Below are 25,923 nucleotides of genomic sequence, written 5' to 3'. Positions count from 1 at the left end.
CCACATGTGGAGGTGTGCCCTGTCGCCCCTCCTCCGCTACCCGTCCGTCGACGAACTCGGCGCGCGTGCCGCCGCACTCGTCGCCCGCCACCCCCGCGACGCCCGGCTCCGCCCCGTCGGCACCTCCCGCGCGGGCACCCCGATGTGGCTGCTGTCCGTCGGTCACGGCAGCCGGCACGCCCTCGTTGTCGCCGGCCCGCACGCCAACGAACCCGTGGGCGGCGCCACCGTCCTGCACCTGGCCGAGCGCGCCCTCGCCGACCCCGCGCCCACCGAGGCCGCCGACGCCACCTGGAACCTGCTGCTCTGCCTCGACCCCGACGGCCTGCGCCGCAACGAGGGCTGGCTGCACGGCCCGTACACCCTCGGCCGCTACTTCCGGCACTTCTTCCGCCCCGGCTTCCTGGAACAGCCCGAATGGCTGCCCGACGGTGCCGCAGCGGCCACCCTGCCGGAGACCCGCGCCCTGCTCGACCTCCAGGACGAGCTACGGCCCTTCCTGCAGTGCTCGCTGCACGGCGTCGACGTCGGCGGCGGCTTCGTCGAGCTCACCCACGACCTGCCCGGGCTCGCCGGACGCGTCGCCCGGATCGCGGGCCGACTCGGCATCCCGCGCGAACTCGGCGCGTACGACACCCTGTACTGGCCCGGCCTCGGCCCCGCCGTCTACCGCATCCCGCCGCCGCGCCGGGGCGACCTGGCCGCGGCCATCACCGAGGCCGCCGTCGAGTCCACCTGGTTCCACCCCTACCGGCACGGCACCGTCACCGCGGTCGTCGAGGCGCCCATGTGGGGCGTGGCCACCGTCGAGGACGGCTCCCCGCCCGTCGACGCCGACACCGTCCTGCGCCTCGTCAGCCGCACCCTGCGGCACGACACCGGACTCCTGGAGCAGCTGCTCGCCCGGATCCGCCCGCACCTCGCCGCCGTACCGGACGCGGAACGGCTGCTCGCCCCGGTGGACGACTATTTACTGGTCTGCCCCGGCCTCGCCGACGCCTGGGACCCCGATGTCACCGGCACCGACGGCGGCCACCCGCTGCCGCCCCTGAGCACCGCCCACCTCGCCACCCTGCGCATCTCCGGCCGCCGCCTGGCGCTGCGCACGGCGGGACTGCTGCACCAGCTCGTCACCGCCGCGGGCAGCGACCCGGCTGGTGTGCTGCCCGAACTGGACCGGCTCATCGACCTGTGGTGCGCCGACTACCTCGACGGCTGCGGAGCCCGCTGGATCCCCATCGCCCGCCAGGTGGAGTACCAGGCGCGGGTGGTGCAGGCCGCGTTCGAACTGGCGGCCGGGCGGCACGCGCGCGTGGGCTCTCGTTCGGGTGAGTCGGGGTGGGGTTCGCAGGCGGCGATGCCGATGCAACTGGAATGAAGAACCGCACTGCATCGAAGGCGGCCCGGGGCACCCTGCTCGCCGCGGCCGCCCTCCTCGTCGCCGGTACGGCCCCCGCCCAGGCGACGGCCCAGCACTCCGGCACCTGGCTCTACCTCACGGTCACCAAGGGCGACGCCCGCTCCAGCGACACGCGCGGCACCTTCCTGCTGTGCGACCCGCCCCAAGGACACGGGCACGCCGCCCAGGCCTGCGCGGAACTGGCGGCGGTCGACGGCGACATCGCGGCCCTCCCGCCGAAGGACGGCTACTGCCCGATGCTGTATGCCCCGGTGAGCGCACACGCGCGTGGGCAGTGGAACGGACGGCCCGTCGAGTACACGGAGACCTTCGCCAACGGATGCGTGATGGCCGGACGCACCGGATCGGTGTTCGCGCTCGACGACTGACCCCGCGCGGGTGGGGCGGCGGCGGTCACGCGGCCCGGTCGCGCGCGTGCCGCGCCGCCGCCACCACCGTGCGGGACTGATGCTCCACCTGGTGCTCCAACGGCACCCAGCGGGCCCGGAACCGCACCGCGAACGCCTCGCTCCAGGTCGCGACGAGCCGCTCCAGACGCGGCGCCGCACGGTCGTCGTGCTCCGTCAGGACCCGCAGCAGCATCGACGCCGCCCGCAGCGGCAGCCGGCGCGCGAACGCGTCCACGCTGCCCACGTACGCGCGCGTGTTGTCGGCGGGAGCCGTGTGCGTCCAGTCCGCGGCCAGCCCGGGCACCAGGTCGAGACCCCACTTCGCGGCCCGCAGGAGCGGTCCCTCGACGCCGGGCAGCCGCGGCAGCGCGTCGGTCAGCACCCGCTCGACCTGGCGCGTGTCCAGCAGCAGCCGCTCCGCGAGCCGGCGCAGCGCCACCGCGGGCGCCGGATGCGGCACCGGGTCGTCGACCAGGTCGCTCGCCCACATCGGCACCTCGACGATCGCGGTCAGCCCGCCGTACCGATGCGCGTGGTACCAGGTGCTGTTGCGCGCGTCGTCCGGCATGCTCGGGTACGCCGCCCCGGCGCCCGGCGAGGGCATCACATGCACGCCAGGCCCTGACGCGGGCCAGCCCGCGGCGTCCGAAGCGCCCGTCTCCACAGGGATGTTGAGCTCCGCCGCGGACTTGGCGAACGGCTCGGCGAGCCCCGGTATGTCCTTCGTCAGCTGCACCCAGCTGCCGCCCAGGTCGGTGCCGTGCAGCGTCACCTGGAGGTAGGGGCGCAGCTCGTCGATGACGCCGGTCAGGGCGCGGGTCTCGGGCGGCAGCCGGTCGGGCGGCAGCACCGCGGGCGACCACTCCGGCTGCTCGTGGCCCGCAGGCCGGAAGAAGCCCCGGTGGTAGTCGAACAGGCTGCGCGGCGCCGGGGTCACATGCAGGGACGCCCCGTCGGGGTCCGCGCACAGCAGGAAGTGCCAGGACGTGTCCGCCCGCAACTCCCGCTCCCGTACGACCCGTTCGGCGACGTCGAGAAGAGTGGCGCCGCCGGTCGGCTCGTTGGCGTGGGCGCCGGCGACGACCAGCACGGCACGCTCCGCATGGCCCACGGACAGCAGCAGCAGGGGTCTGCCCGCCCGTGACCGGCCCACCTGCCGCAGGGTGCACAGAGCGGGCCGATGAGCCGCCAACGCCCTTGCCGACGCGACGACTTCGGTCACTGTGGGGTAGCGCAGCTCCGGCAGGAGACTCACCCCCGACACATCCGCCCGGCTTCGCAATCCGCAGTACCCCACGCTCTCCGTGGACTGTCAAGGACGCACCGGGGGAGCCTCCAGGGGGCGCCCAGATGCATTTACCGCCAGCAGGAAGGGCGGTTGGTGCCAGCGGGAGTGCCGGGCCCTGCCGGACGGCGGTCACGGGCACCGGCGCTCGGCACGGTGTGCGTGTACGCGCGCGTGAGGCGTCGTCGAGCACGGGTGCGGTCGCCGTCGACCCAGGTGCGAGCGCGGTGCGGGCGCCCGTGCGAGCAGTGTGCCGGTTCCCGTCACGACGCGCCGGTCGTCCGGCGCGGGCCCCGGGAGCACGCGCGGGTGCGAGCCGGTAGCCGGGACGGGAGCGCGGCGCACGGTGAGGGCGCGCACGCCGGGCGCGCGTTTCCGAAACGCGCCAGGCGTGCGCGTGGCGCGGGCGCCCCGCCGCAGCCACCCGACCTCACCAGCGCTCGGCGCACGGTGAGGGCGCACACGCCCGGCCCAGCCACCCGACCTCTCCAGCGTCCGGCGCACGGTGAAGGCGCGCGCCCCCTGTCGCGGCTACCCGACCCGCTCCAGCAGCGCCACCGGCAGCCCCTCGAACAGCTCCGCCACGCGCGCGTGCCCCGTGAACTCCCGCTCCGGGGCCAGGACGTCGGCCCACCGCCCCGGCGGCAGCGGCAGTCGGGTCTCACCCCAGCCGCCCGCCTCCGCCAGCCGCAGCGACAGCCGGGTGACGGCCGTGATGACCTCCCCGGAGCGGGCGAACGCCAGACAGTGGGCCGCCGCCGGGCCCTCGGCGGCGAGCGGCGCGTACGACGCCGAGTCGCCGAACGCGGCGGGCCGCCGGGCGCGCAGCCGTAGCGCCGCCGCCGTCAACGCGCCCTTCTCACCTGGCTCTTCCGGCGGGAACCGCACCGGACGCCGGTTGTCCGGGTCCACCAGCGCCCGGTACTCGGCCTCCGTGCCCTGGTAGACGTCCGGCACCCCGGGCATCGTCAGATGGACCAGAGCCGTGCCGAGCAGGTTCGCCCGCACCGACGGCTCCAGGGCGCTCCGGAAGGCCGCCACGTGCTCGCCCGGCACCCCGCACGGCCCTGCCGCGACGAACTCCGCCACCGCATCCTCGTACGGCGGCTCCTGTTCCGTCCAGCTGGTGTACAGCCCGGCCTCGCGCACATGCTTCAGCAGCGCCCCCTGCACCCGCTCCGCGCTCGCCGGGCCCAGCCCGAACACCGTCTGCCATGCCGCCCACGCCAGCTGGGCGTCGGGCACGCCGTCGCCCGTGCGCGTCACCTCGGCCAGCACGTCGGCCCAGCGCTGCGGGCACTCGGTGAGCACGGCGAGCGCGGCCCGCACGTCCGCGCTGCGCTTGGTGTCGTGCGTCGACACCACGGTCCCGGTCGCCGGCCAGTCGCGCTGCACGCGCGCGCAGTAGGCGTGGAAGTCCTCCGGGGACACCGCCGGACTGCCGGGGTTGCCGCCCACCTCGGTCGCCGACAGCAGCGGCACATAGCGGTAGAACGCCGTGTCCTCCACGGACTTGGCGCGCAGCGCCGACGACGTCTGCGCGAACCGCGCCCGGAACTCCAGATGCTCCGGCCCGTCGCCCGCCCGCCCGAGCACCAGATCGCGGACGACGTCGACCGCGCCCGCCTCCTCCGAGACCACGAACGCCTGCCGCGCCTCCTCGGCGGCCTCCTCGGTCACGACCGACGCGGCATCGATCGAGCCGTACGGCCGGTAGACCTCCATCCGCACCAGCAGCTCCTGGAGGGCGGTGCGCAGCGCCCAGGGCGCCCGGTCGCGCAGCGCGGGCTCCGGGGACGTGGCGCACAGCCGGACCGCCACCCGGGTCAGCCGCTCGGTCTCGGCGGCCAGCTCGTGCGTGAGCACCTTGTACGCCGCCCGCCGCACCGTCGCCTCCCACTGCCCGCCCCGGTCCGTCTGCGGGGCCGCGAACCGCCGGTACTGCCCGAGGAGTTCCCCGAACCCCGCAGGGTCCGTGAACACCCCGTCCACGTGCCGCAGCGCGTCGTACCCGGTGGTCCCCGCGACCGGCCAGGAGGCGGGCAGCGGCTCACCGTCCGCGAGGATCTTCTCCACGACCGTCCAGCGCCCGCCGGTCGCCTCGTGCAGCCGCAGCAGATAGCCGTCCGGGTCGGCGAGCCCGTCGGGATGGTCGATCCGCAGCCCGTCGACGACCCCCTCGTGGAGCAGCTGGAGGATCTTGCCGTGGGTGGCCTCGAACACCTCCGGGTCCTCCACCCGCACCCCGATCAGCTCCGAGATGCTGAAGAACCGCCGGTAGTTGAGCTCGGTACGGGCCAGCCGCCACCACGTCGGCCGGTACCACTGGGCGTCGAGCAGCTGCGGCAGCGGCAGGTCGCGCGTGCCCTCGCGGAGCGGGAAGGCGTGGTCGTAGTAGCGCAGGACGTCCCCGTCGACCACCAGCCGCTCCAGCTCGCCGCCGAGCGGACCCCCGAGCACCGGAAGCAGGATCTGCCCGCCCTGCGCCTCCCAGTCGACGTCGAACCAGCGCGCGTACGGCGACTTCGGGCCCTCCCGCAGCACCTCCCACAGCGCCCGGTTGTGACGCGGGGCCATCGCCATGTGGTTCGGCACGATGTCCACCACCAGGCCCAGACCGTGCTCCCGCGCGGTCCGCGCGAGCGCGCGCAGGCCTTCCTCGCCGCCCAGTTCGCCGCGCACGCGCGCGTGGTCGACGACGTCGTAGCCGTGCAGGGAGCCGGGGACGGCCTCCAGGACGGGGGACAGGTGCAGATGCGAGACGCCGAGCGAGGCGAGGTACGGTACGGCCGCCGCGGCGGCGTCGAAGGGGAACTCGGGCTGGAGCTGAAGCCGGTAGGTGGCCGTCGGCACCGCCGGGTCGGGTCGCGCAGGTGTCATGCAAACCTACGTACCCGCCCCGCAGTCTTTCGTGTCATCACCCCCTGCATGTCCCCACGCGCGCGTGGCTAGCTTCGAACGATGACGACCATGGGACGCGCCTACCGCGAGGTCATCGGCCTGACCGGGCCCCTGCTGCCGGTGCTGTCCTTCCTGGCCCGGTTGCCGACCGCCACCGTCCAGTTCGGCAGCGTGCTGCTCGTCGCCCGCACCAGCGGCTCCCTGACCGCGGCGGGGCTCACCGGCGGCGCCCTAGCGCTCGGCCAGGTGGCCTGCGGCCCGCTGGTGGGCCGGCTCGCCGATCGGCACGGCCAGCGCACGGTCGTGCTCGCCTTCTCCCTCGGCAACGCCCTCGCCATCACGGCACTGGTGACGGGCGCGCTCACGGGAGCGTCCACGCTCGCCCTGGCCCTGCTGGGCGCGGCGACCGGCGCGACCGTACCGCTGATCGGCCCCCTCGGCCGGGCCCGCCTGGTGGCGCTGGCCCGCCGCGCGCACGCCCCCGAGACCACGGTCTCGACCGCGCTCTCCTTCGAGAGCACCCTCGACGAGATCTCCTTCGTCCTCGGCCCCGCCCTGGTCGGCCTGGCCGCCGTCCTGGCCCACCCGGCGCACGCGCTCGCCGGAGCGGCGCTGCTGGTGGCCGCCTGCGGCAGCGGCTTCGCCCTGCACCCGACGGCGGCGACGACGAGGCCCGCCAAGGCTCCCACCGCCCACACCAACCGCCCCGAGCGGACCGCCTGCTCCGACCGGACCGCCTGCTCCGACCGCGCCGACCGGACCGACCGCGCCGACCGCCCCGTCCGGACCGCCTGCCCCGACCCGACCGCCCGCCCCGACCCGACCGACCCGACCGACCGCGCCCACGGCGCCGATCGCGCCGCCCGCCCCCGTACGCCCCGTTCCGTCCACGCCCTCCGCGCCGCCCTCGCCCTCCAGGGCGCCATGTTCGGCGCCTGCCAGGCCGGCATCACCGCGCTCACCGAGCGGCTCGGGCAGGCCGACCAGGCGGGGCTCGTCTACGCCGCCATGGGAGTGATGAGCGCCGTCGCCGGACTGTCCATGGCCGCCGTCCCCGCGCGCGTGGGGCTCGGGAGGCGCTGGCGGGCGGCCACCGCGGCCGCGTTCGCCCTCTCCCTGCCCCTGCTGTGGGCCGACAGCCTCGGCGCCCTGTACGCGGCCGTCACCGTCCTCGGCGTCGCCTACGCGCCGCACCTCATCACGGTGTTCGGGCTCACCGAGCGCGCGGTACCGCCCACGCGGCTCGCGGAGGCGATGGCGTACGCGACCAGTGCCCTGGTCGGCGGCCAGGCCCTCGCCGTCGCCGGCACCGGCCGCCTCGCCGAGGCGTACGGCCCAGCAGCGGCGTTCGGCACGGCGAGCCTGGCGGCCGCACTCGCCTGCGCGATCGCGCTGACGGCGCGGCCGACGTCGTACGCCCGGAACACTGCAACCAGCGACCACGCGCGCGTGCCCACCGGCAGCGCCTAGCCCACCCGCCACGCGCGCGTGCCCACCAACCGCGCCCAGACCTCCCGCCACGCGCGCATGCCCACCGGCAGCGCCCAGACCTCCCACCACGCGCGCGTGTCCACCGCCCCCGCCTAGACCGGCCGCTGCAACACCGTCATGCTTCGGTCCACCAGCGTCAGCCGGTCCCCGGCCTGGACCTTCGGGCCGGAGCCTTGGGGCTGGCCCTCCGCGCGCGCGGTGTCGATGACGACCTCCCACTGGCGGCCGTGGTTGACCGGCACCACGAAGTCCAACGTCTTGTGCGAGGCGTTGAACATCAGCAGGAACGAGTCGTCGCTGATGCGCTCCCCGCGCGGGCCGGGCTCGGAGATCGCGTTGCCGTTGAGGAACACCGAGATGGCCGACGCCTTCGCCCGGTCCCAGTCCCGCTGGGTCATCTCCTCGCCCTCCGGCGTGAACCAGGCGATGTCCGACAGCTCGTCGTGGGTGCCCTCCACGGGCCGCCCGTGGAAGAAGCGCCGGCGGCGGAAGACCGGGTGGTCCCGGCGCAGCCACACCATCGCGCGCGTGAAGGCCAGCAGATCGCCGAACACCTCGCCGTCCTCCGGCCACTGCACCCACGCCAGTTCGCTGTCCTGGCAGTAGGCGTTGTTGTTGCCGCGCTGGGTGCGGGCGAACTCGTCGCCGTGGCTGAGCATCGGCACGCCCTGGGACAGCATCAGCGTCGCGACGAAGTTGCGCATCTGGCGGGCGCGCAGCTCCAGGACGTGCGGGTCGTCGGTGTCGCCCTCGGCCCCGCAGTTCCAGGACCGGTTGTGGCTCTCGCCGTCCCGGTTCTCCTCGCCGTTGGCCATGTTGTGCTTGTCGTTGTACGAGACGAGGTCGTGCAGCGTGAAGCCGTCGTGGCAGGTCACGAAGTTGATGGAGGCCAGCGGGCGGCGTCCGTCGTCCTGGTAGAGGTCCGAGGAGCCGGTCAGCCGGGACGCGAACTCCGCGACCGCGCGCCGCTCACCGCGCCACAGGTCGCGCACGGTGTCGCGGTACTTGCCGTTCCATTCGGTCCACAAGGGCGGGAAGTTGCCCACCTGGTAGCCGCCCTCGCCGACGTCCCACGGCTCGGCGATCAGCTTCACCTGCGAGACCACCGGGTCCTGCTGCACCAGGTCGAAGAACGACGACAGCCGGTCCACCTCGTGGAACTGCCGGGCCAGGGTCGCCGCGAGGTCGAAGCGGAAGCCGTCGACATGCATCTCGGTGACCCAGTACCGGAGCGAGTCCATGATCAGCTGAAGGACGTGCGGGGAGCGCATCAGCAGGGAATTGCCGGTGCCCGTGGTGTCCATGTAGTAGCGGGGATCGTCGGTGAGGCGGTAGTACGACGGGTTGTCCAGGCCCCGGAAGGACAGCGTCGGGCCCAGGTGGTTGCCCTCCGCGGTGTGGTTGTAGACGACGTCGAGGATGACCTCGATCCCGGCCTCGTGCAGCGCCCGGACCGCCGACTTGAACTCCAGGACCTGCTGGCCGCGGTCGCCCCAGGAGGCGTAGGCGTTGTGCGGGGCGAAGAAACCGATCGTGTTGTAGCCCCAGTAGTTGTTGAGGCCCATGTCGACCAGCCGGTGGTCGTTGACGAACTGATGGACCGGCATCAGCTCCAGCGCGGTCACGCCCAGCTCGGTGAGGTGCTCGATGATCGCCGGATGCGCGAGGGCGGCGTACGTGCCGCGCAGTTCCTCGGGCAGGCCCGGGTGGCGCATGGTGAGGCCCTTGACGTGGGCCTCGTAGATCACCGTGTGGTGGTAGTCGGTACGGGGGCGGCGGTCGTCGCCCCAGTCGAAGTACGGGTTGACCACGACCGAGCTCATGGTGTGCGGGGCGGAGTCCAGGTCGTTGCGCTTCTCGGGCGCGTCGAAGTGGTAGCCGTACACCTCCTCGCCCCACCGGATCGAACCGCTGATCGCGCGCGCGTACGGATCGAGCAGCAGCTTCGCGGAGTTGCAGCGCAGCCCGCGCTCCGGGGCGTACGGGCCGTGCACCCGGAATCCGTAGCGCTGTCCCGGCATCACGCCGGGCAGATACGCGTGCCGCACGAACGCGTCGGACTCGCGCAGCTCCACCGCCGTCTCCGAGCCGTCGTCGTGCAGCAGACACAGCTCAACTCGGTCCGCGGCCTCGGTGAAGACCGCGAAGTTCGTGCCGGCGCCGTCGTACGTGGCACCGAGTGGATATGCCTCTCCAGGCCAGACCTGCATGGACACGACTCTTTCAGCTCGTCGCCGCCGCCGTGGCGCCTTGACCACGAGTCTCCCCGAAAGTGATGGAACCTCCTATGACTTACGTCCCTCTTACCGATCGACCAGTGCATACGCGGTATGCCGAAACGTGTGGGGCAGAGACGTACTCCCGGGATCGAAGGGGGAGTAGGGGGAAGATGTGCGCAAGATAGTGCACCGCCATCTTGGCAAGGTGGTGGCCGGTGCGGCCATCGCGGTGGCCTCGACCGCCGTGATGGTCGGTGTCACCCTGCCGGGGACGGCGGGCGCCGACGAATCGGGCGGGACCAAGGGCGACGACAAGGCGGCCGCCGCCCAGCAGCTGGGGCAGGACGAGCAGGGCGCGCCCGTCGCGCCGGGCGTCGTCCAGGAGGCCCCGGACGAAGGGGACAAGGGCAAGGGCGGCGATCCGCTGACCGACGACGAGATCGCCCGCGCCCAGAAGATCGCCGTGAACCGGCAGACGTTCGCCGCGAGCGAGAACGCGGAGGGTGAGCGCGGTCCGCAGCAGCTCACCGTCGACCTGGCCGAGTCGGAGACCGGCGGCACCGAGACGTCCCGGCGCGCCGACGTGTCGTACTACGACTACCGGGACGACACGCTCGTCACCAAGACCGTCGACCTGGACACCGGGAAGGTCGTGGACTCCACCGACCAGCAGGGTGTGCAGCCGCCACCGAGCCGCGCCGAGAGCAGTGCGGCGGCGGCCCTGCTGATCGCCGACCCGCTGGGAGCCGGCCTCAAGGCCGACTACAAGGACGCGATGGGCAAGGAGCTCACCTCGCCGGACCAGCTGCGGCTGAGCGGCGGCATCTACCGGGCCACGCCGGGCGCGCAGCCGGCCGCGCTGGACAAGTGCGGCGAGCACCGCTGCCTGCGGCTGTTCACGAAGGTCAAGAACGGGCCGTGGATCGACACCACGTCCCTGGTGATCGACCTGAGCGCCCACAAGGTCGCCGAACTCAAGCACTGAGTCCGACCCGCTCAGCCGCCGAGCCGACCACTCGGCCGCCGAGCCCACCTCCGTCCACTTTTCGAACTCGCACCTCCTGCAAGGGAGTCACTTCTTCATGCGCGTCAACAGAATCAGCTCTGCCCGCGGCCGGACGGCGGCCCTCGGCCTCGCCGTCGCCGCGCTGGCCGCCGGACTGACCACCGGAGCCGGACCGGCCACCGCCCAGCCGCAGAGCGCCGCCGCCGCGCCCGACTGCAGCGCCGCCTTCCGCATCGAGCAGAAGCTCTCCAGCGGCACCACCTGGCGGATGTGCTGGCGTTACGACAGCAAGGCCGGCCTCGTCCTGGACGACATCACCTACCAGCCCAAGGGTGAGCCCGCCCCGATCAAGGTCCTCAACAGCGCCCGGCTCGGCCAGATCCACGTCCCGTACGACGACGGGCGGGCCGAGTACGACGACCTGACGGGCCAGGACTTCGCCAAGGACCTGATGAACCTGGCGCCCGCCGAATGTCCCGGCGGCACCATCAAGACCGTCAAGATCCCGGACCCGTACCCGGAGCAGAACCCCAACGTCAAGGGCCTGTGCACCACCACCCGCTCCCGCGGCCACGCCTACCGCATGCAGGGCGACACCGCGACCAAGGTCTACCAGGCCCAGGGCAAGGACTTCCTCGTCTACACGGTCAACCAGGTCGGCTGGTACGAGTACATGACCGAGTACCGCTTCCAGGACGACGGCACCATCAACATGAACGTCGGCGCCACCGGCACGCTCTCGCCGTTCGACTACGACGCCGGCGACGGCAAGGGCTGGCCCATCGGCAAGGGCGCCGCCAAGGACAAGGCGACCAGCCACACCCACAACGTCTTCTGGCGGCTCGACTTCGCCCTCGACGGCTCCACCAAGAACAGGGTCGAGCAGTACGACTCGACCCTCACCCCGCGCGGCGCGGACACCCCCACGGTCAAGACCACCCGCACCAAGGTCACCAAGGAACTCGCGGGCGACGCCAAGACCTACCGCTGGTGGCGGATCGTCAGCGCGACCGGCAAGAACAAGGACAACCACGCGCGGTCCTACGAGTTCGTGCCCGGCCCCACCACCCGCTACCCGGGCCGCAGTTACACCAAGCACGACATCTATTTCACGCAGTACAACAAGTGTGAGCTGTTCTCCAGCAACAACCCGCGCTGCGACCGCGACCACCCCAAGTCCGTGGACAAGTGGGTCAACGGCCAGACGCTCACGCACCCGGTCGCCTGGGTCAACGTCGGCTTCCACCACATCGCCCGGGACGAGGACCAGCAGCCGATGCCGGTCCACTGGCAGGGCTTCTCGATCGCCCCGCGCGACGTCACCGCTATGAATCCGCTCACTCCGGCGGAGCTCGCCGGGCAGAACGGCAACTACGTGGGCGGTAGTTGAGAAACGACCCTGTCCATCCGGCTGCACCGCCGACCACTCCCGGAGTACCCTTCCTTGATCGTTGGGTGGGGTCTGGCGTCACAATCCCGTCGTCCGCCCGTAGGGCGGGCCTCGCGGCGTCCGGTGCGTGCAGCTGCAAGGCGGAGGAGGGAGTCGACGCGGAGCGTCGGCGACCGACGACAACGCCGCAGATGCGCGTGCCGGGCGTCGCGAGGCAGACGGGATTGTGACGCCAGACCCCTCGGAGAGCTCGGGGGAGCGGAAGGCGGTGCGCGGGTGGGCTCGGGAGGGCTGGAGTTGCCCCCTGGTGACGAGGGTCACGAGGGGAACTCCGCAGACGTCCCGCCCGGCACGGTGTCGCTGGCCCGGCCCATGGACGCCGCCGGTTCCATCGGGCCGGAGCTGGACTGGGACGCCGACGCCTGGCGCGAGGTGCGTACGCGCGCCCAGCGAGCCGGCCGGGCCTACATCTGGCTGAACCTCGTCGAACAGCGGCTGCGCGCGGTCGTGGCCGCTGTTCTGCGTCCCATCTACGAACCCGTCCACGGCGACGACTGGGTGGTGGCCGCCGCCGGACCGGCCGGCCAGGAATGGGTGCAGCGCGCGGTCGCCGTACGCGAAGTCAGCCGCCGCAAGGGCTACTTGCTCGACCCGGCCGACGACAACGTCCTGAGTTTCCTGACGTTGCCGCAGCTGCGGGAGCTGATGGTGCAGCACTGGCCGTGCTTCGAGCCCTACTTCGACGAGCGCCGGGACGTCGAACTCGCCCTGGACGAACTGGAAGTGACCCGGAACGTCGTCTCCCGCAACCGGGCCCTGTCCGAGGCCGTGCTGGGCCAGGCCGAACGGGCCTCGGCGCGTCTCCTCGAGATACTCGGCGCGGGCGGCGACGTCCCCTCCGCGCGCCGGCTGCCCGTGGACGCGGTCGAGGACCTCGTCGGCGACCGCTACGCGGACGTGGTCGCCGTGCACCCCGACCGGGTGCGGCTGCTGCGCCAGTTCCCCGCCGAGGACATCTTCGGTGGCGCCCGCCGCCTCGACGCGGTCGGCATCGGCCTCAACCTCCTCGTGCAGAACTTCTCCGGCCGGCGCCTGGTGCGCCTCGCCGAGGCGGGCTGCCGGGTGCGACTGCTGTTCCTGAACCCGGCCTCCAGCGCGGTCAAGCGGCGGGAGCGGGAACTCGGCATGAAACGCGGCGAGTTGAGCCGGGCCGTCGAGATGAACATCCTGCACATGCGCCGGGTGCGATCCCGGCTGCGCGACCCGGGCGCCTTCGAGATCCAGGTCTACGACGAGACTCCGCGCTTCACCGCCTACCTCGTCGACGGCGACGGCACGGACGGGGTCGCCGTCGTGCAGTCCTATCTGCGGCGCTCGCGGGGCATGGAGGCACCGGTGCTCGTACTGCGCAACGGGAACAAGGTCGTCAAGCCGGGCGAGATCGACGAGAGCGGTCTTTTCCCGACGTATCGCGAGGAGTTCGAGACGGCTTGGGTGGATTCGCGTCCGGTGTCGTGAAAGTCCCCCGGGGAGCGGTAAGCGGAACGCGATCCTCTGATTGTCAGTGGCGCATGGGATCGTGGAGACCACTGGGGGAAAGCACCACCAAGAAGGGGGACCGCCCATGGGCTGGCACCGGGAGCTGCTGATCGGCTTCGACCTGGAGACGACCGGGACCGATCCGCGCGAGGCGCGCATCGTCACGGGTGCCGTGATCGAGGTGAGGGCCGGGCAGGTCATGGGCCACCGCGAGTGGCTCGCCGATCCGGGCGTGGAGATCCCGGCGGACGCGGTCGCGGTCCATGGGATCAGCAACGAACGCGCGACCGCCGAGGGCCGACCGGCCGACCAGGTCGCCGACGCCATCGCGGACGTGCTGGCGACCTACTGGAAGACGGGCGTCCCGGTCGTCGCCTACAACGCGGCCTTCGATCTGACCCTGCTCTCCGCGGAACTCCACCGCCATGGCCTGCCGTCGCTACGGGACCGCCTCGGCGGCGTCGACCCGGCCCCGGTCGTCGACCCGTACACGATCGACCGCGCTGTCGACCGCTACCGCCGCGGCAAGCGCAACCTCGAAGCGGTGTGCGGGGAGTACGGGGTCGCGCTCGACTCCGCCCACGACGCCTCCGCCGACGCCCTCGCCGCCGCCCGCCTCGCCTGCGCGATAGCCGACCGCCACCCCAAGATCGCCGCCCTCGGCCCGGCCGAGCTGCACCGCAGCCAGATCGCCTGGTACGCGGAATGGGCGGCGGACTTCCAGAGCTTCCTGCGCCGCAAGGGAGAGACGGACGCGGTGGTCGACGGGACGTGGCCGCTCAGGGAGCTGACGGCGGACGAGACGGTCTGACCCGTCCCGCCGGCACGCTCAGAACGGATACCAGCGCACGGTCTCGTCCCCGTGCCTGAGCGACGCCACCCGCCGCTCGAACTCCGCCAGCGCCTGCGGGTTGCTCGGCGCGTGCTGGGCCACCCAGGCGCAGCTCGCCGTCTCGCGGGCGCCCCGGAGCACCGAGCAGCCCTCCCACTCGCGCACGTCCCAGCCGTACGCCTCGGTGAAGTTGTCGTAGGCCGCCTCGGGCAGCCCGTACCGGTCCCGCGACAGCGCCATCACCACCAGGTCGTGCTCGCGCAGGTCCGCGGAGAAGGTCTCCAGGTCGACCAGGACCGGACCGTCCGGGCCGAGGTGCACATTGCGGGGGAGCGCGTCGCCGTGGATGGGGCCGCGCGGCAGGTGCGGGGTGAGCGCGGCCGCGGCCGCCGCGAAGCCGTCCCGGCGCTCGCGCAGATACGCCGCGTCCGCGGGGTCGATCGCGTCGCCCGCGAGCCGCAGCCAGCGTTCCACACCGCCCAGCAGCTCGCGGGGCGGCAGGTCGAAGGAGGGGGAGGGCAGCGCATGGACGACCCGTAGCAGTTCGGCCAAATCCCGGGGCTCGGCGGGCCGTACGGCGTCGGGCATCCGGTGCCACACCGTCACCGGGTGCCCCGCGACGAGCAGCGGCTTCGGCTCGGCGGCCCGTACCGCGGGCACCTCCGCCTCGGCGAGCCACAGCGCGATGTCCAGCTCCCGGCGCGCCCGGTCCAGGAGTTCGGCGTCCCGGCCCACCTTGACGACCAGGTCACCGGCGGCGAACACGGCGTTCTCGCCGAGCGCCAGCAGCCGCGCCTCCCCGGCCGCCGCGGGCAGCACCGCCGCCTCGGCCAGCACCTCGCGCGCCCGTGCCTCGTCCATCGTCCGCCTCCGTGTCCCGTTCCCGCCGCTGTGTGTGCGCACCGGGCGCACCGGGCGTCGAGTTCCCGCCATCCGGCGCCCAGTCTCGCATTCGTACAGGTCGGACGGGTGTGCGCGGTGCCTTGACGGCGCACACCCCCTTCACGACCATGACCGGGGCCTGTCGGCCCCCGGAGCGTCCCGAGCCGCTAAGGAGCCGATCACGTGACATCGCTGACCGCGACGAAGCGGTCGACGCGGGGTGCGCCACGCGCCGAGGGGGGCCGCAGGGCGGTGGACCGCGGCGCCTGGTTCCTGGTGCTGCCCGCGCTGATCCCGATCCTCGTGCTGAGCGTCGGACCGCTGCTCTACGGCATCCTGCTGGCGTTCACCGACGCCCAGTCGGGGCGCACCCGGTCCACCCAGTGGATCGGCGGCCTCAACTTCCAGGACCTGCTGCACGACACGCTGTTCTGGGAGTCGTTCCGGATCGGCCTGGTGTGGGCCGTCGGGGTGACCGTGCCGCAGTTCCTGCTGGCGCTGGGCCTCGCCCTGCTGCTGAACCAGGACCTCAGACTGCGCTGGCTGGCCCGCGCGCTGGCGATCATCCCGTGGGCCATGCCCGAGGTCGTCGTCGGTGTCATGTGGCGGCTCGTCTACAACCCGGACGCGGGCGTCCTCAACGAGACCCTGCGCGACCTCGGCCTCGGCGACGGCCGTGACTGGCTCGCGGGCCTGTCGACGGCCCTGCCCGCCGTCATCGTCGTCGGTGTGTGGGCCGGCATGCCGCAGACGACGGTCGCCCTGCTCGCCGGCCTCCAGAACACCCCGCGCGAACTCCACGAGGCGGCGGCGATGGACGGCGCGGGCGCCTGGCGCCGCTTCCGTACGGTCACCTGGCCCGCCCTCAGACCGGTCGCGCTCGCGATCACCGCGCTCAACTTCATCTGGAACTTCAACTCCTTCGCCCTGGTCTACGTCCTGACCAGCGGCGGCCCCGGCGGCCGCACCCGGCTGCCCATGCTGTTCGCCTACGAAGAGGCCTTCCGCTACGGCCAGTTCGGCTATGCGGCGGCCATGGGATGCGTGATGGTCGCCGTGATCTCGGTGCTGCTCGCCGTCTTCCTCGTCGGCCGGCTGAAGGGCGGTGACGAGACATGAGGACCAGCACCACGGGCCGCGTCGGACAGTATGCCGCCCTGCTCGCCTATCTCGTCTTCCTCGCCTTCCCGTTCCTCTGGCTGATCTCGATCGCCTTCAAGTCGCCCCGGGAACTGGGCAGTCTGCATCCCACCTGGATTCCGCGGGATCCCACCCTCGACAACTTCCGGCAGGCCTTCGACGAACAGCCGCTGCTGCGCGCCGCGGGCAACTCCCTGCTCGCCGCGCTCGGCGCCGCCCTGATCGCCGTACTGATCGCGACCCCGCTCGCGTATGTGATGGCCCGGCGCCGCACCCTGCTCGCGCGGGCGGCGACCGGGTGGGTGGTGGTCAGCCAGGCGTTCCCACTGGTGCTGGTGATCATCCCGCTGTTCCTGGTGCTGAAGAACCTGCGGCTGATCAACTCGCTGTCCGGGCTGGTCCTGGTGTACGTGGTGTGGGCGCTGCCGTTCGCGCTGTGGATGCTGGTCGGGTATGTGCGGGCGGTGCCCGAGGAGTTGGAGGAGGCGGCGGCCGTCGACGGCGCCGGGCGGCTGCGGACGCTGGTGTCGGTGACGGCGCCGCTGCTGGCGCCGGGGATCGTGGCGACGGCGCTGTTCGCGTTCATCACCGCGTGGAACGAGTTCTTCTTCGCGCTGGTCCTGCTGAAGACCCCGGAGAAACAGACCCTGCCGGTCGTCCTCACCCATTTCATCGGCGCGGAGGGCGTCGCCGACCTGGGCCCGCTGGCCGCCGCCGCGTTCCTCGCGACGCTGCCCTCGCTGGTCGTCTTCGCCCTCATCCAGCGGCGGATCACGAGCGGCATGCTCGCCGGGGCGGTGAAGAGCTGATGCGGACGAAAGCGATCCTGGTCCTGTTGCTCCTGCTGACGGCCTGCACCGGCGGCGGGGGAACCTCCGACGACGGCACCGTCACCCTCCGCTTCCAGTCCCTGGCCTGGCAGGAGGAGTCCGTCGCCGCCAACAAGCAGCTGGTGAAGGAGTGGAACGCGACCCACCCGGACGTCAAGGTCGAGTACGTACAGGGCAGTTGGGACAGCGTCCACGACCAGCTGCTCACCTCCTTCGAGGGCGGCGAGGCCCCCGACATCATCCACGACGCCTCCGACGACCTCGCGGACTTCGCCTACGGCGGCTATCTCGCCGACCTGACCGACCTGCTGCCCGCCCGGCTCAAGTCCGACATCCCGCACCGCAGTTGGGAGACGACGACCTTCGGGGACGGCATCTACGGAGTGCCGTTCCTCCAGGAGCCACGGGTCCTCATCGCCAACGCGAAGTGGCTGAAGGAGTCCGGCGTGCGCGTCCCCACGCCGGACCAGCCCTGGAGCTGGCCCGAGTTCCGGCGGATCACCGAGGAGCTCAGCGGCGACGGGAAGTACGGCGTCGCCTGGCCCCTCAAGGAACCCGTCTCGGCCACCCTCAACCTGTCCCTGTCGGCGGGCGGACAGCTCTTCCACCGGGGCGCCGACGGCAAGGTGACCATCCGGTTCGGCGAGGGCGACGAGGTCGTCCCGCGCACGATCCACGACCAGGCGAACACCGACCACAGCGCCTCACCCACCACCCTCGGCAGCGGCGGCTCCGACACCCTGCCCGGCTTCTTCGGCGGCAAGTACGCGATGGTCCCGCTCGGCTTCTCCTACCGCCAGCAGATCGCGCAGCAGGCACCGAAGGGCTTCGAGTGGCAGGTGCTGCCCGCCCCGGCCGGCGCCGACGGACTCAGTCAGGGCGTCAGCCCGCAGACGCTGTCCGTCGCCGAGGACAGCCCGCACCAGAAGGAGGCCGTCGAGTTCGTCGACTTCCTGCTCCAGCCGAAGAACATGGTGCGCCTCGCGCTCGGCGACTGGATGCTCCCCACCGGCACCCAGGCCCTGAAGGACCCGGCCCTGCACACCACCGAGAACGGCTGGGCCACCGGCACCGCCCTCGCCGCCCACCTCCGCTCGGCGCCCGCCCAGTCCGTACGCGGGTACCCCGAGTGGAAGGACAAGGTCGCCACCCCGGCGTTCCAGGAGTACTACAGCGGCGCGATCGGCCTCGACGAGCTGCGCGAACGCCTGGAGAAGGACGGCAACCTGGTCCTCGCCCGCTACCAGCGCTGACGTAATTCGGTTGTCGGCTCCCGCGGACCGCGCCTAGCGTGCCGTCCGTGGGAGCCTGCAACGCGATCACCTTCACCGGTCACGGCCGGGGCTGCACGTACTCCATCCGGATGCGTCGCCGCCTCGGAGCCCTGACCGGCCCGAGGAGCGGCATCCGCTGACGCGGCGGTGACCCACCCTCGCCTTTTCTCTCTGTCTTCCGGTCAGGGCCTTCGGCTGCCCATCTCCCTTTTCCCGGAAGACAAGGACCACAGGCCATGGCCCGCCCCACGCGTGTCTCCCGCGCGCTCTCGCAGAACTTCCTCACCGACCGCGCCACCGTCGATCACCTCGCCCGACTCGCCGTACCGCAGCCCGGCAAGACCTCTCTCCTGCTCGAAGTGGGCGCTGGGAAAGGCGCGTTGACCGCCGCGCTCGCCCCGCGCTGTCAGGAACTGCGCGCCTACGAGATCGACCCCCGCCTGCTGCCAGGGCTGCGCGCCCGCTTCGCACGGACACCTCAAGTGCGGGTCGTCCACGGCGACTTCCTCGCCGCCTCAGCACCCCGCACCCCGTTCTCCGTCGCGGGCAACGTCCCGTTCTCCCGTACCGCCGACATCGTCGACTGGTGTCTGCGCGCCCCGCATCTCACCGACGCCACGCTGCTCACCCAGCTGGAGTACGCCCGCAAACGCGCGGGGGACTACGGGAGTTGGACGCTGCTGACGGTCCGCAGCTGGCCGCGTCACGAGTGGCGGTTGGCCGGGCGCGTGGACCGGAGCAGGTTCAGCCCCCGGCCGCGCGTCGACGCCGGGATCGTGCGCATCGAGCGCCGTCGCTCACCGCTCCTCGACCGCGCCGGGTACGCGAGCTGGTGCCGGCTGGTCGAGCTCGGCTTCTCCGGGGTCGGCGGCAGCCTCCACGCCTCGCTGCGCGGCGCGTACCCGCGGCGTCGGGTCGACGCGGCGTTCCGGGCGGCGGGCCTGGACCGGCAGGCCCTGGTCGGGGAGGTGGCCCCTGCGCAGTGGCTGTGGCTTCACGCGCGTCTTGAACAAGATGCCGCGTCTTAATAAGTTGTACGAGACGTCTCGTCTCGTTTAGCCTCGACGGCATGACCACTCCCGCACACATCGCCATGTTCTCCATCGCCGCCCACGGCCATGTGAACCCGAGCCTCGACGTCATCCGCGAGCTCGTCGCACGCGGCCACCGGGTGACGTACGCGATCCCGCCGGTGTTCGCGGAGAAGGTCGCCGCGACCGGCGCCGAGCCCAGGCTCTGGAACTCCACCCTGCCCGGGCCCGGCGCCGACCCGGAGGAATGGGGCAGCACCCTCCTCGACAACGTCGAACCGTTCCTCGCCGACGCCATCCAGGCGCTGCCGCAGCTGATCGAGGCGTACGAGGGCGACGAACCGGACCTCGTCCTGCACGACATCACCTCCTACCCGGCCCGCGTCCTCGCCCACCGCTGGGGCGTGCCCGCGATCTCGCTCTCACCGAACCTCGTGGCCTGGGAGGGCTACGAGCAGGAGGTCGCCGAGCCGATGTGGGCGGAGCCGAAGAAGACCGAGAGGGGACAGGCGTACTACGCCCGCTTCCAGGGCTGGCTGGAGGAGAACGGGATCACCCGGCATCCCGACCTGTTCGCCGGGCGGCCCGACCGGTCGATCGTCCTCATCCCCAAGGCCCTTCAGCCCCATGCCGACCGGGTCGACGAGCGCGTGCACTCCTTCGTCGGCGCCTGTCAGGGCGACCGCAGCGCCGAGGGGGAGTGGCGGCGGCCCGTCGGCACGGACAAGGTCGTGCTCGTGTCGCTCGGGTCGGCCTTCACCAAACAGCCCGGCTTCTACCGGGAGTGCGTGAAGGCCTTCGGCGAGCTGCCCGGCTGGCATCTGGTGCTCCAGATCGGCGCGAGCGTGGACCCGGCCGAGCTGGGGGACATTCCGGCGAACGTCGAAGTGTCCTCGTGGGTCCCGCAGTTGGCGGTGCTGCGGCAGGCCGACCTGTTCGTCACCCACGCGGGCGCCGGCGGCAGCCAGGAGGGCCTCGCGACCGGCACGCCGATGATCGCCGTACCGCAGGCCGTGGACCAGTTCGGCAACGCGGACATGCTCCAGTCGCTGGGCGTGGCCCGGCACGTCCCCACCGAGGAGGCCACCGCCGAGACCCTCAGGGCCACCGCCCTCGCGCTCGTCGACGACCCCGAGGTGGCCCGGCGGCTGAAGGACATCCAGGCCGGGATGGCGGAGGAGGGCGGCACGCAGCGGGCAGCCGACCTCATCGAGGCCGAACTGCCCGCCCGATAGCGGAAGCCGAACTGCCCGCCCGACAAAGCCCGACAGCAGAACGCGCAGGGCCCGTTGGCTCCCCGGTGACCAACGGGCCCTGCGCCGTGCCGCGGGCGGTTGCACCACCCGGGCAGGTTCCTGCGGCGGAGTTACACCCGGGCAGGCTCCTCCACCTCGTGCGCGACCACGTCCGCCGCCTCGTCGTGCGTGAGGTCGGGCAGCCGGTCCAGCCACTTCGGCAGGTACCAGTTGCGCTCGCCGAGCAGGGCCATGACCGCGGGGAGCAGCACACCCCGGATGATCGTCGCGTCGACGAGCACCGCCGTCGCCAGGCCCACACCCATCTGCTTCATGGACTGCATCGACAGCGTCCCGAAGATCGCGAACACGGCGACCATGATGACCGCGGCGCTGGTGACGACCCCGGCCGTGGTGACGACGCCGTGCTGGATCGCGTCCTTCGTCGTACGGCCCTTCAGGCGGGCCTCACGGATGCGCGAGACGACGAACACGTGGTAGTCCATCGACAGGCCGAACAGGATCACGAAGAGGAACAGCGGCAGCCAGGAGATGATCGCGCCGACGCCCTCCGCGCCCACCAGGGACGCGCCCCAGCCGTGCTGGAAGACCGCGACGAGGATGCCGTACGCGGCACCCACCGACAGCAGGTTCAGCACGATCGAGGTGATCGCGATCGTCAGCGAGCGGAACGAGAGCAGCATCAGCAGGAAGGCGAAGACCACCACGAAGGCGAAGACCGGGACGACCGCGCCGGTCAGCTGGTCGTTGAAGTCCTTCGACCCGGCGACCTGACCGCTGATCGGTGCCTCGAGGCCGTCAACCTTGCCGAGCGTGGCGGGCCGTACCTCGTCGCGCAGCTTCTCCAGGCTCGCGCCCGCCTTGTCGAGGTCGGAGCCGCCGACCAGCGGGACGTAGACGAAGGCGAGGTTCTGCTTCTGGTGCAGCTTGATCTCGACCGGGCCGCGTGAGGCGCCCGAGGCGACCGCCTGCTCCTTGAAGTCGGCGAGCGCGTTCTGCACGTCCGCGGAGTTGATGTTGTCCGCCTTGACGATGACCTCGGCCGGCTCGGAGCCGCCGGGGAAGGCCGCGTTGACGCGGTCGTAGGTCTGCACGATGGGCAGCGAGTCGCCGAACTCCTGGTCCAGGGTGAGGTTCTGGGTCTTCATGCCGACCGCGGGTGCCGCGATCGCGAGCAGTGCGCCGGCCGCGACGACGACGGAGACCATCGGCCGCTTCAGCACTGCGCCGAGGACGGCCGTCCAGAGCCGGCTCTCGCCGTTGCCGTTGCGCTTGCGGCGCCGCAGGAACGGGATACGGCCCTTCTCGACCCGCTCGCCCAGCAGGGACAGCAGCGCGGGCAGCACCGTGATGGAGCCGATCATGGCGACCGCGACGACGATCAGCGAGGCCAGGCCCATCGCCTCGAAGTCGGCGATCCCGGTGAACAGCATGCCCGCCATCGCCACGCACACCGTGACACCGGAGACGATGATCGCGCGGCCACTGGTGGCGGCGGCGATCCGCAGCGCGGTCTGGGCGTCGCGCCCGGCCTCCCGCTCCTCGCGCTCCCGGCGCAGATAGAACAGGCAGTAGTCGACGCCGACGGCCAGACCGACCAGCAGCATCACGGAGTTGGCGACGTCGCCCATCGGCATGACATGGCTGATGACGCCCATCAGACCCATCGTCGCCATGATCGCCGTGAGCGCCAGGGCCACCGGCAGCAGCGCCGCGACCAGCGCGCCGAACGCGATGAGCAGGATGCCGAGGGCCACGGGCACGGCCGAGTACTCGGCCTTCTGGAAGTCGTCGCCGAACGCGTCGTCGAACGTCTTCTGCATGCTGGCCCCGCCGATCTCCTCGATCCGCAGGTCCGCATGGTCCTTCTGGACCTTCGCCACGGCGTCCAGCACGGGCTCGACCCGCTCGCCGGCCGTCTCCGCGTCGCCCTTCATGTCGAACTGCACCAGTGCGCTGCGGCCGTCCTTGGAGACGGTGTCCGTGTCGTACGGCGAGGTGACGTCCGTGACCTTGCCGGTCGCATCGACCGCCTGGACCACGGCATTGACCGCGGCGCGGAACTCGGCGTCCGTCGCCTTCAGCCCGCCGTCCTTCGCCTGCACCAGGACCGTCTCACCGGCGGGCTCCTCGATGCCGGCGTCCTTCACGATCCGCGCGGCGGTGTGGGTCTCGCCCTTCAGACCCTCGCTCTCGTCGACGTCGACCCGGCCCGCCGCCGAACCGAGTCCCATGGCCAGGACCACGAACAGCACCCAGATGCCGACCGCGGCCCAGCGATGCCGGGCGCTCCAGCCGCCGGCCCGGGCCGCCAGGCCCCGCACCCTTGTTTCTCCGTTCCCCATGACGGGCTTGCCCCCTCGACCGCGGTGCCGGCCCCCTGCCGCCACCTTTCGTTTCGAAGGTATGGGCCGGATAAACCCATCACGTCGTGCTCCCCGGTGAAGTGCAGGTGAGCGGCTCGTCCTCGCGGACCAGGGCCGTCTCCGCACTGGGGAGGAGTATGCCCCCTACAACTACACACCGTCGTCCTATGGTGAGCGCATGACGACGACGTATGCGGCGCTGCTGCGCGGGATCAACGTGGGCGGCGCGAAGAAGGTCCCGATGGCCGAACTGCGCACCCTGATGGAGGGCCTCGGACACTCAGGGGTGCGCAGCTACCTCCAGAGCGGCCAGGCGGTCTTCACCGCCGACCACGGCGACGAGGAATCCCTGGCGGCCGAGATCACCGCCGCGATCGAGAAGACCTTCGGCTTCTCCGTCGACGTCATCGTCCGCGACCACGCCTACCTCGCCGCGATCGCCGACAACTGCCCCTTCCCGGCGGCGGAGTTGGAGGCGAAACAACTCCACGTCACCTACTTCTCGGAGCCGGTCGACGCGACCCGCTTCGCTGCCATCGACCAACAGGCGTTCCTCCCCGAGGAGTTCCGCCTGGGCGACCGCGCCCTGTACCTGTACGCCCCGGACGGCCTGGGCCGCTCCAAACTCGCCGAACAACTCGCCAAGCCCCGCGTGAACAAGGGCCTGATCGCCACGAGCCGCAACTGGAACACCGTGGTCAAGCTGGTGGAGATGACCGCCGCAGAGTGATCTGCCGTATGCCGTCATAGGTGGTGTACGAGGTGATCGCGTCCGGCACGGACACCGGCCCCCCGTCCCGCGCCAGCGTGTCGGTGCGGGCGAGGTCCGCGTCGGTGAGACTCGCGTCGTCCAGGATCTGGCGGGGACCCCAGCCGTCCCAGGGGAGCGGTTCCACCCCGGAGAGTGCGGCCAGGTCCTGGAGGAGACGCGCGCGGACCAGCCACAGCCCCCGCAGCCGGTCGACCGAGTGGAATCCGCACCGCGCGGGATCGATCCGCCCCTCCCGGCAGCCCCGCCAGACGTCCGCCGCCACCAGGAAACGGTCCCGCGGCACGTCCAGCGGGTCGAACGGCGGCGCGTACGACGGATGCAGCACCTGCGGGTCCGCCAGCCGCCAACTCCCGTCCGGCAGCCGGTACTCGGTGACCCAGTGGTCCTCCAGGAAGTCCGCCACGAAGTAGGTCGCGAAGCCGCCGCGGATGCGGGCGGGCGTGCCCGTGGCCCGCAGCAGCGAGCACAGCAGCAGGGAGAAGTCCCGGCATGTGCCCACGAACCGCTCCCTCGGCGACCGCGCCTCGGTGAGCGGCACGTCCCGGCGCTCCCGCAGGATGCGGAGGATCTCGGTGACGTACCGCGACTCGGCGTCCTCGTGCAGGCGGTCCCGCGGGATGTCGTAGCCGAAGCGCGGTCCCTCCAGCCGGTGGATGATCAACCCGCGCACCAGCGCGGCCAGTTGGCCGGGGTCTGTCGGGAGCGCGCCGGCGTCGAGGTCGCCCGGGTCGCTGAAGACTGTCTGTCCCAGGTAGTCGTCCATGCCGGTGACCCTGATCCTTTACCCAGGGGCAAGGTCAACTGTGCGAGGCTCGGATCATGCGCTACATCATCATCGGAGCAGGAGCGGTCGGAGGCGTCGTCGGTGGGCGGCTCGCGGGGGCGGGGTGCGAGGTCGTGCTCGTGGCTCGGGGGGCACATCAGGCGGCGTTGCGTGAGCGTGGGCTGCGACTGCGGGTGCCTGACGGGGAGTTCGTGCGGCGGCTGCCCGTCGTCGGGGGACCGGCCGAGCTCGGCGAGCTGCGCGCCGACGACGTGCTCGTCCTCGCCGTGAAGACCCAGGACAGCGAGGCCGCGCTGCGGACCTGGGGGCCGACCCCGGTCGCCGGTGGGGGCACAGCCGCCGAGCGGCTGCCGCTGGTCTGCGCGCAGAACGGCGTCGAGAGCCAGCGGCTCGCCCTGCGGACGTTCCGGAGGGTGTACGGCGTCTGCGTCTGGCTGCCCTGCACGCTCGTCGAACCCGGCGTCGTCAGCGCCGCCGGCGCCCCGCTCACCGGCATCCTCCACCTCGGCCGCCACCCGCACGGCACCGACGAGACCGCCCGCCTGATCGCCGCCGACCTGGAGAAGTCCCACTTCGAGGCGCCGGTCGTGCCGGACGTGGCCCGCTGGCAGTACGCCAAGCTGCTCGCCAACCTCGCGAACGCGCTGGAGGCCGTCAGCGGACCCGTGGCCGGGGCGGACGCGGAAGGGCTCGCCGCACGCGTACGGGCCGAGGGCGCGGCCGTGCTCGACGCCGCCGGCATCGCGTACGCCGACGCCGAGGAGCAGCGCGCGGCCCGCGGCGACAAGGTCACCCTCGTCCCCCTCGACGGCGTCCCCCGCGGCGGCGGCTCCTCCTGGCAGTCCCTGAACCGCGGCACCGGCACCATCGAGGCCGACTACCTCAACGGCGAGATCGCGCTGTTGGGCCGCCTGCACGGCGTCCCGACCCCGCTCAACGACCTGCTCCAGCGGCTCGCCAACACCTTCGCGCGGGAGCGCCGGGCGCCGGGGTCGATGCCGGTGGAGGAGCTGGTACGGCTGGCGCGGGAGGAAGTGGACCAGTCGAGGAGTTCTTGATCGCCCGGTACGGATGAAGTGGACCACTCAAGCGGCGCTTGATTGGACCAGGACGCTG

The 25,923-nt window shown here is 72.2% G+C and carries 19 protein-coding genes and 1 pseudogene; 14 read left to right on the top strand and 6 right to left on the bottom strand.

From position 1 onward, the window contains the following. Positions 1 to 4 precede the first annotated feature (4 nt). Together IQ210_RS20555 and IQ210_RS20550 are read left to right on the top strand one after the other, a co-directional pair. A complete protein-coding gene (locus tag IQ210_RS20555) occupies positions 5 to 1,378 on the top strand; it encodes a M14 family zinc carboxypeptidase (RefSeq protein WP_194080822.1) in 1,374 nt (457 codons plus the stop codon). Further along, positions 1,375 to 1,788, top strand: coding sequence for an SSI family serine proteinase inhibitor (locus IQ210_RS20550; RefSeq protein ID WP_194080521.1), 414 nt, complete (start codon positions 1,375 to 1,377; stop codon positions 1,786 to 1,788). Before IQ210_RS20555 ends, IQ210_RS20550 begins: the two co-directional genes overlap by 4 nt. 25 nt (positions 1,789 to 1,813) lie before the next feature. Here IQ210_RS20550 and IQ210_RS20545 read toward each other — a convergent pair whose 3' ends face one another. Next, a complete protein-coding gene (locus IQ210_RS20545; protein WP_194080520.1) occupies positions 1,814 to 3,064 on the bottom strand; it encodes a M14 family zinc carboxypeptidase in 1,251 nt (416 codons plus the stop codon). A gap of 561 nt (positions 3,065 to 3,625) precedes the next feature. Continuing rightward, positions 3,626 to 5,974, bottom strand: coding sequence for a malto-oligosyltrehalose synthase (treY, locus tag IQ210_RS20540; protein ID WP_194080519.1), 2,349 nt, complete (start codon positions 5,972 to 5,974; stop codon positions 3,626 to 3,628). Positions 5,975 to 6,055: 81 nt separating this feature from the next. Here treY and IQ210_RS20535 point away from each other — a divergent pair, with 81 nt between their 5' ends. Next, positions 6,056 to 7,465, top strand: coding sequence for an MFS transporter (locus IQ210_RS20535; RefSeq protein WP_194080518.1), 1,410 nt, complete (start codon positions 6,056 to 6,058; stop codon positions 7,463 to 7,465). Between the two features lie 113 nt (positions 7,466 to 7,578). Here the strand turns inward: IQ210_RS20535 and glgX are convergent, their stop codons facing one another. Then, entirely contained in the window at positions 7,579 to 9,696 is a 2,118-nt protein-coding gene (gene glgX, locus IQ210_RS20530; RefSeq protein ID WP_194080517.1) for a glycogen debranching protein GlgX, read from the bottom strand. A gap of 181 nt (positions 9,697 to 9,877) precedes the next feature. Here glgX and IQ210_RS20525 point away from each other — a divergent pair, with 181 nt between their 5' ends. The 4 genes from IQ210_RS20525 to IQ210_RS20510 all read left to right on the top strand — a co-directional run bounded on the left by IQ210_RS20525 (position 9,878) and on the right by IQ210_RS20510 (position 14,451). Beyond that, positions 9,878 to 10,690, top strand: coding sequence for a Tat pathway signal sequence domain protein (locus IQ210_RS20525; RefSeq protein WP_194080516.1), 813 nt, complete (start codon positions 9,878 to 9,880; stop codon positions 10,688 to 10,690). A 97-nt stretch (positions 10,691 to 10,787) separates the two neighbouring features. Continuing rightward, the gene (locus tag IQ210_RS20520) at positions 10,788 to 12,101 is read left to right on the top strand and encodes a copper amine oxidase (protein ID WP_194080515.1); all 1,314 of its coding nucleotides are present in this window, start codon (positions 10,788 to 10,790) and stop codon (positions 12,099 to 12,101) included. Between the two features lie 276 nt (positions 12,102 to 12,377). Next, entirely contained in the window at positions 12,378 to 13,619 is a 1,242-nt protein-coding gene (locus IQ210_RS20515) for an SAV2148 family HEPN domain-containing protein (RefSeq protein WP_194080514.1), read from the top strand. Between the two features lie 106 nt (positions 13,620 to 13,725). Continuing rightward, the gene (locus IQ210_RS20510) at positions 13,726 to 14,451 is read left to right on the top strand and encodes a 3'-5' exonuclease (RefSeq protein ID WP_194080513.1); all 726 of its coding nucleotides are present in this window, start codon (positions 13,726 to 13,728) and stop codon (positions 14,449 to 14,451) included. Between the two features lie 18 nt (positions 14,452 to 14,469). Here the strand turns inward: IQ210_RS20510 and IQ210_RS20505 are convergent, their stop codons facing one another. After that, complete coding sequence (locus IQ210_RS20505) at positions 14,470 to 15,333, bottom strand: phosphotransferase enzyme family protein (RefSeq protein WP_194080512.1); 864 nt, start codon at positions 15,331 to 15,333, stop codon at positions 14,470 to 14,472. A gap of 204 nt (positions 15,334 to 15,537) precedes the next feature. Between IQ210_RS20505 and IQ210_RS20500 the strand changes: the two genes are divergently transcribed. From IQ210_RS20500 to mgt, 5 genes and pseudogenes are all read left to right on the top strand, one after another. Beyond that, positions 15,538 to 16,473 (top strand): carbohydrate ABC transporter permease, encoded by a 936-nt coding sequence (locus IQ210_RS20500; protein WP_194080511.1) that lies wholly within the window; start codon positions 15,538 to 15,540, stop codon positions 16,471 to 16,473. Then, the gene (locus tag IQ210_RS20495) at positions 16,470 to 17,303 is read left to right on the top strand and encodes a carbohydrate ABC transporter permease (protein ID WP_194080510.1); all 834 of its coding nucleotides are present in this window, start codon (positions 16,470 to 16,472) and stop codon (positions 17,301 to 17,303) included. The genes IQ210_RS20500 and IQ210_RS20495 overlap by 4 nt, the downstream gene beginning before the upstream one ends. After that, entirely contained in the window at positions 17,303 to 18,577 is a 1,275-nt protein-coding gene (locus IQ210_RS20490; protein WP_194080509.1) for an ABC transporter substrate-binding protein, read from the top strand. The genes IQ210_RS20495 and IQ210_RS20490 overlap by 1 nt, the downstream gene beginning before the upstream one ends. A gap of 257 nt (positions 18,578 to 18,834) precedes the next feature. Beyond that, positions 18,835 to 19,626 carry an ErmE/ErmH/ErmO/ErmR family 23S rRNA (adenine(2058)-N(6))-methyltransferase gene (gene erm, locus IQ210_RS20485; RefSeq protein ID WP_194080508.1) on the top strand — a complete coding sequence of 264 codons (792 nt, stop codon included), beginning with the start codon at positions 18,835 to 18,837 and terminating at the stop codon, positions 19,624 to 19,626. Then, positions 19,613 to 20,864: pseudogene (mgt, locus tag IQ210_RS20480) on the top strand (macrolide-inactivating glycosyltransferase). The gene erm and the pseudogene mgt overlap by 14 nt, the downstream one beginning before the upstream one ends. Before the next feature lie 131 nt (positions 20,865 to 20,995). Here the strand turns inward: mgt and IQ210_RS20475 are convergent. Continuing rightward, on the bottom strand, positions 20,996 to 23,230 hold the full coding sequence (locus tag IQ210_RS20475; RefSeq protein WP_194080506.1) for an MMPL family transporter: 2,235 nt from the start codon (positions 23,228 to 23,230) through the stop codon (positions 20,996 to 20,998). Between the two features lie 199 nt (positions 23,231 to 23,429). Between IQ210_RS20475 and IQ210_RS20470 the strand changes: the two genes are divergently transcribed. Continuing rightward, positions 23,430 to 23,981: a DUF1697 domain-containing protein gene (locus IQ210_RS20470; protein ID WP_194080505.1), complete on the top strand. Its 552-nt coding sequence runs from the start codon at positions 23,430 to 23,432 to the stop codon at positions 23,979 to 23,981. Here the strand turns inward: IQ210_RS20470 and IQ210_RS20465 are convergent. Continuing rightward, positions 23,950 to 24,786, bottom strand: a complete 837-nt coding sequence (locus tag IQ210_RS20465) for a transglutaminase-like domain-containing protein (RefSeq protein ID WP_194080504.1) — start codon at positions 24,784 to 24,786, stop codon at positions 23,950 to 23,952. The two genes, IQ210_RS20470 and IQ210_RS20465, sit on opposite strands and share 32 nt — an antisense overlap. Positions 24,787 to 24,842: 56 nt before the next feature. On the opposite strand from IQ210_RS20465, the gene IQ210_RS20460 reads away from it, so the two are divergent. Then, positions 24,843 to 25,865, top strand: a complete 1,023-nt coding sequence (locus IQ210_RS20460) for a ketopantoate reductase family protein (protein WP_194080503.1) — start codon at positions 24,843 to 24,845, stop codon at positions 25,863 to 25,865. Positions 25,866 to 25,923 lie beyond the last annotated feature (58 nt).

It is taken from the genome of Streptomyces justiciae (genome assembly GCF_015163075.1).
In the GTDB taxonomy this organism is placed as follows: domain Bacteria; phylum Actinomycetota; class Actinomycetes; order Streptomycetales; family Streptomycetaceae; genus Streptomyces; species Streptomyces justiciae.
Note: the sequence above shows the minus strand (reverse complement) of the source record. Positions and strands in the feature narration are given on the sequence as shown.